This window comes from Flavobacterium sp. (assembly GCF_046073885.1).
GTDB lineage: Bacteria > Bacteroidota > Bacteroidia > Flavobacteriales > Flavobacteriaceae > Flavobacterium.
Genome location: NZ_JBJTND010000060.1, coordinates 1 through 5,829, shown reverse-complemented (window position 1 = coordinate 5,829; position 5,829 = coordinate 1). Strand labels below are relative to the sequence as shown.

Here is a 5,829-nt window from a genome sequence, read left to right as displayed (position 1 = left end):
CATTCAAAATCTTACCTCTTAAAGGCAAAATTGCTTGAAATGCTCTATCACGACCTTGTTTTGCAGTTCCACCTGCCGAATCTCCCTCCACAAGGTATACCTCACAACGTGCTGGATCTTGCTCAGAACAATCTGATAGTTTTCCTGGCAAACCACCTCCACCAAGTACGGTTTTTCTTTGCACCATTTCACGTGCTTTCTTAGCTGCATGACGAGCTTGAGCTGCAAGGATTACTTTTTGAACAATGATACGAGCATCATTTGGATTTTCTTCCAAATAATTTTCTACCATCTCACTTACCGCCTGACTAACCGGAGAAACAACTTCTCTGTTACCAAGTTTGGTTTTTGTTTGTCCTTCAAATTGTGGTTCTGATACTTTAACCGAAACAATTGCTGTCAATCCTTCACGAAAATCATCTCCCGAAATTTCAAATTTCAGTTTTTCCAACATTCCAGAAGCATCTGCGTATTTTTTCAACGAACGAGTTAAACCCGTTCTAAACCCTTGTAAGTGCGTACCTCCTTCGTGCGTATTAATGTTATTCACATACGAAAAGATGTTTTCGGTATAACTTGTATTATAAATTAAAGCAACCTCAACCGGTATTTCTCCTTTTTCGTGATCCATAGAAATCACATGAGAAATAATTGGCTCACGGTTACCATCTAAGTAACGGATGTATTCTTTCAATCCTTCTTCCGAATAGAAAACTTCACTTAAGTGATTTCCATCTTTATCTACTTCTCTTCTATCTGTAAATGTGATACGAATCCCTTTATTCAAGAACGAAAGTTCACGCATTCTAGCAGAAAGTGTATCGTAAGAAAACTCTACGGTTTGAGTAAAAATAGTATCATCTGGATAAAAAGTTTGCATGGTACCTCTTTTGGTAGTTTCACCCACTTGTTTAACCGGATAAATTGCTTTTCCTCTTTCGTATTCTTGCTCGTAAATTTTACCGTCTCTATAAACGGTAGATTTCATATGTCTTGAAAGTGCATTTACTACAGAAACCCCAACTCCGTGAAGTCCTCCTGATACTTTATAAGAATCTTTATCGAATTTACCTCCTGCTCCAATTTTGGTCATTACAACCTCAAGCGCAGAAACTCCTTCTTTCTTATGCATATCAACCGGAATACCACGACCATTATCTTCTACAGTAACCGACCCGTCTTCATTAATAGTAACTCCAATAGTATCACAATGACCTCCCATTGCCTCATCAATAGAGTTATCTACAACTTCATATACTAAGTGATGCAATCCTCTAACTCCAATATCTCCAATATACATTGACGGACGCATTCTTACGTGCTCCATTCCTTCTAATGCCTGAATACTATCTGCTGAATAATTGCTCTTTTTGATTTCTTCGCTCATATAATTTTATTCTAAAAAAATGTATTTTTTGTGTAACACGCAAATATATTAAATCAGGAAGGATTACAAAGTCAATTTATGCAATTTATAGTGGAAGTTATTAACATAAAACCTTAATAAATTAATCTGGAAATGCTTATTATCTATTTTATAAAACTAAAAAATAGAAGATAATTGGTATTCCATTTTTAAATTAATAATAGTAGTTAAAAAATATTCTCAACGGTGAATTGAGATGCATTTATTTCAAATGTAAATCCTTTTGAATTTCCTATTAATTTACTGCCCAAAGGAGATTGGGGTGAGACTGCAATAATTGTTGATTGATCAATATTAATTTTTGGAAGTGCAGCACTAATAAAAAGTAACATGCCGTTTGCTTGAACCAAACTCCCAAGCGCTATCTTATTATGATTGACGTTCGGATCAATTTTATCTAAAATGGCTTTTTGATCTAAAATTTCCTTTAACTTATGGTTGAGTTTTTCTTGCTCCAAATGCATCATTGAAAGTGCTGTTTCATGTTTATCCCCAGCAGACCCTTTAGCATCATTCTGCGCATCTTCGGTTAAACCCGAAATCATGTCCCTAAAAACATCGATGCGATCCTGAAGAATTTGATGGTACCGTTCTAATACTTGTTTTTTCATTAAGAGATTGATGCGTTATTAAAAATCAAATTTATAATTGGCACCCAACATGATTTGAAGTCCTTGAACTTGATAATTCATCCAACGTTGGTAATTTTGGTTTGCCAAATTATTTCCTTTAAAAAAGAAAGTCAATCGCTCATTATGTTTGTAATTCACTTGTGTATTCAAATCAAAGTAACTATTTAGGGTAACTACTTCAGGAGAACTTACGGATGGGAATATATTTACTATACTTGGTGTTGCTTTAAGATCTTTTCGTTGCCCTACAAAAAAGAGTTTGGCGCTTGCATACCATTTTGAATTGAATGAATAATCAACAAATGAACTCAATTGCATACCCGGCAGGTTCCATGCTTCTTGTTCATCTTGAATTCCGTAACTATTCAATATTCCATTCACACCAAAAGACAAGTTCTTTGAATAATCTGCTTTAAGCTCTCCAAAGAAACTAAGAGTTTTCACTTTGTCATAAACTACACCAAAAGAATTACCAAATCCGTAACCTGAATTATTCGTGTTAGGTTCTTCATATCCATTGCTTTTAAACAATGCTTTATTATCCTCATTTTTAAAAGAACCACGAACATTATACCCAATCGTATTGGTTAATTTTCCTTTTAAACCCACATATACATCATATTTTTGATCGGTTGGTACAACTCCAATTGTTGGCGAAACAAAAAAGTTATCTTGCACAAACCCTTGATATGAATTTTGTTTCAACTCCCCTTCTGCCCCAGCATACGCAATCATTAAATCTCCAACCACATTAAGTGAACCTGCAATATTTGGATAAATATAAACTTTACTTTTCGCTTCCGAAGTTTCCGTTTGTGCTAATGAATTATAATAAATTCCTACTCCAAAATTAATTGAAAGTTCTTTTTTGAAATAATTAAAAGTAGGTTGTATACCAAATAATGTAGATCCGTAATTCAATGAAGTTGAATTGTAAAAATCCTTTTGAAAAGTTCCGCCTACATAATCTAAAATAAAGTTTGTTTTTAATTTCACATCCATAATTTCAAATTGAGTAATTGGCTTCACAACAAATCGGTTTTCTGCAGAAGCATAATTATCCGAAAAATGATAGTACTTAAAAGTTACCTCCTTGAAAACTCCAGTTGCCAAAGCTACTCTTCCTCCTAAATATATATTTTGATATACTTGTTTCGGGTTAATTTTACCTAAAAACAAATCCTTGTCAGCTGGGAGTAAATTTTCATACAAAGCAGGATCCAATCCATACCAATTATAGGCTTGACGCTGATAACCCAAATCACCATTCCAAGAAATTTTATTTGATTTACTTCCATAAGTAGCATCTAGAGAGGTCGTTGAAAAATTGTTATCTAAAGCGACATTCTTAATTCCGCCTTGAGAGGAAATATGGCGCAACATAGCAGCAACATAATCCCCATTTTTAAGTGTTTTTGTTGCGAATAAATCGGCATTAATAGTTCCGTAGGTACCGGCTGCAAAAGTTGCATAATTGCTAAATAACTTTTCTTTTGCCCCGTTCTCTACCCCAGCCGCTTTTCCTTTAGCTGGAGCAAAAGTAGAAGCTACGGGAAATGAAAAAATGGAATATTGTATTGTTTCTTTTTTCGAATTATCATCATCGCTAAGAACTGGCGTTTCTTTCACTTTAAAGGCATCCGAAATGGTTGGCGTATATGCTTTTACTACATTTACTACTTCTGTCCCTATGTTTTCGTCTTTCTTTTGAGCGACAGCTATTTGGAAACCTAAAAGAACTACTAGGATTGCGATTTTATGTTGAAAATTGATTTTCATAATTTCTATCATTTAGTGAAGCACTTTACTATGCTTAAGTGACATTTATTTATTTTCTATTGACGAATTTGTTTTACTTTCTTCAGATTTAATAGCATCCAATTCCGTTTGGGCTTCTTGAATTACTTCTGGAAAATCAGTGAAATTTTCGATAACACTATCTAAAATTGCTGTAGCTTGAAAACTATCTTTTAAACCATAATAATTTTTTGCCATAACCACTAAGCCTTTCGCTCCAAAAAATTTATAACCTGAATAATCTTTAGCCAATTTTTGAACCGATTTATTTGACTCGGCAAATTTTCCATCTTTGTTTTTGAAATAGGCATCATAATACAACGCTTCTGCTGCTAGTTCTCCTTTTGCGATTTTCAATAAAACAGAATAAGCATAACGCGCTTTCACTTCGTCATTCGCTTTTATTGCAGAACGCGCAACAATGATTTGAGCATCACTTTTTATTTTGTCGTCTATTTTAGGGTTGGCAATTACTTTATCAGCATAAACAACTGCATTCAAATAATCTTTTTGTTCATAATAAGAACGCATTAAATTAGCTTGAGCGAAGGTTACATTCTGAGGAAAATCTGCTTCAGTTTCTAAACGATTCAAAACGGTAATTGCTTTTTCAAAATCATTTTTCTTCAAATAGATTTCACACAAACGCACTAAAGCCTGTTCAGTATATTCACTTTTAGGCTGCGCAATTACATATTCATAATTTGAAACTGCATTGGCCTCCAAATCATCGGCATAATAGGATTGCGCCAAATAAAAGTTTGCTTTTAAGGCATGTAACCCTTTTGGAAATTTAGCCAAATACCCGCTTAATGTAGAAATAGCTTGCTTGGTGTTATTTTGCAAATACTGTTTCTCTGCAGCCTCATAGGTATCATTATCTAAATCGGCATCCGATACTTCTATAAAATTCAAAGTTCTTACCCAAGTGGCATACTCATCTACTTTCCCATTATCTACATATATAAGTCTAGCAGTTGTAACCGCTTCTAATGCTTCGGGAGTTTTAGGGAAATCGGCAGCCACCTTTTTAAATTTGGCAATAGCCAACTCATCTTTGTTGGCATTGTAATAAACCAATCCTTCTTTTAAGATCGCTTTACTCGCATAGGAACCATTTTTATATTCTGACAATAATTGATCGTAGGTTTTAATTGCCAAATCGGTTTTGCTTTCGGCTACATAAGTATTTGCCAATTCAAATAAAGCATCATCGCGGTACTGTGACGATTTATAGGCCTGTAAGAATTTATTAAAATCATCTATTTTCTTTTCATTTTTCCCAACAAATCCATAACTAATGGCCTTTTGGAAAGCCGCATAATCGGCATCCACACTTTTTAATTCAATGGCTTTATTGTAGGCATCCATGGCAGGCCAATATTTGGAAGTAACAAATCGGCAATCTCCTAATCGTAAATAAGCATCATTCAAACGGATTTTATCCTCTTTATTGGATTCGATAAAAGATTGAAATTGATTTCCTGCTTGCTCGTATTCTTTCTCTTTAAAATAACAATACGCAATGTTGTAATTTAGATTCTTTGCCTCTGGAGTGTTTTTCGCCTCAACACTTCCTTCAAATTGTTTAAAACTCAACAAGGCCTCTTTGAAATTATCCAAAGTATATTCTGTTTCAGCTTTCCAAAACGAAGCACGTGCCGAAAATTTAGCGTCTTTTTGAACTCCTATTGAAGTAACAAACATCTTTAAGGCCTCTTGATAATTTCCATCGGTATACAATTCTAAACCTCTGTAAAAAGTCACCTTTTGATAAGCTAATTTATTTTCTGGATTATTATTTTTTTCCAAAATCACTAAGGCTTCCTTGTAGTTTTTAGATGTAATATAAGAATTGATTAACAAACTCTCCAATTCATTTTTACTTGGTGAGTTTGGATATTTTGTTAAAAACGAATTCAATACATCAGGCACCGATTGATATGAATTTCCAATTTCATAACTGATTTTAGC

4 protein-coding genes are annotated in these 5,829 nt (G+C 34.0%); all 4 read right to left on the bottom strand.

The features are described 5' to 3' along the window. Positions 1 to 1,387 (bottom strand): ATP-binding protein (locus ACKOWY_RS08080; RefSeq protein ID WP_408940930.1); only part of this gene is annotated, 1,387 nt, incomplete at its 3' end. Positions 1,388 to 1,593: 206 nt separating this feature from the next. Beyond that, positions 1,594 to 2,037: a hypothetical protein gene (locus ACKOWY_RS08075; RefSeq protein WP_408940929.1), complete on the bottom strand. Its 444-nt coding sequence runs from the start codon at positions 2,035 to 2,037 to the stop codon at positions 1,594 to 1,596. An 18-nt stretch (positions 2,038 to 2,055) separates the two neighbouring features. Further along, positions 2,056 to 3,837 (bottom strand): TonB-dependent receptor, encoded by a 1,782-nt coding sequence (locus tag ACKOWY_RS08070; protein WP_408940928.1) that lies wholly within the window; start codon positions 3,835 to 3,837, stop codon positions 2,056 to 2,058. Between the two features lie 45 nt (positions 3,838 to 3,882). Then, positions 3,883 to 5,829, bottom strand: a 1,947-nt coding sequence (locus ACKOWY_RS08065) for a tetratricopeptide repeat protein (RefSeq protein ID WP_408940927.1), incomplete at its 5' end; no start/stop codon positions are given.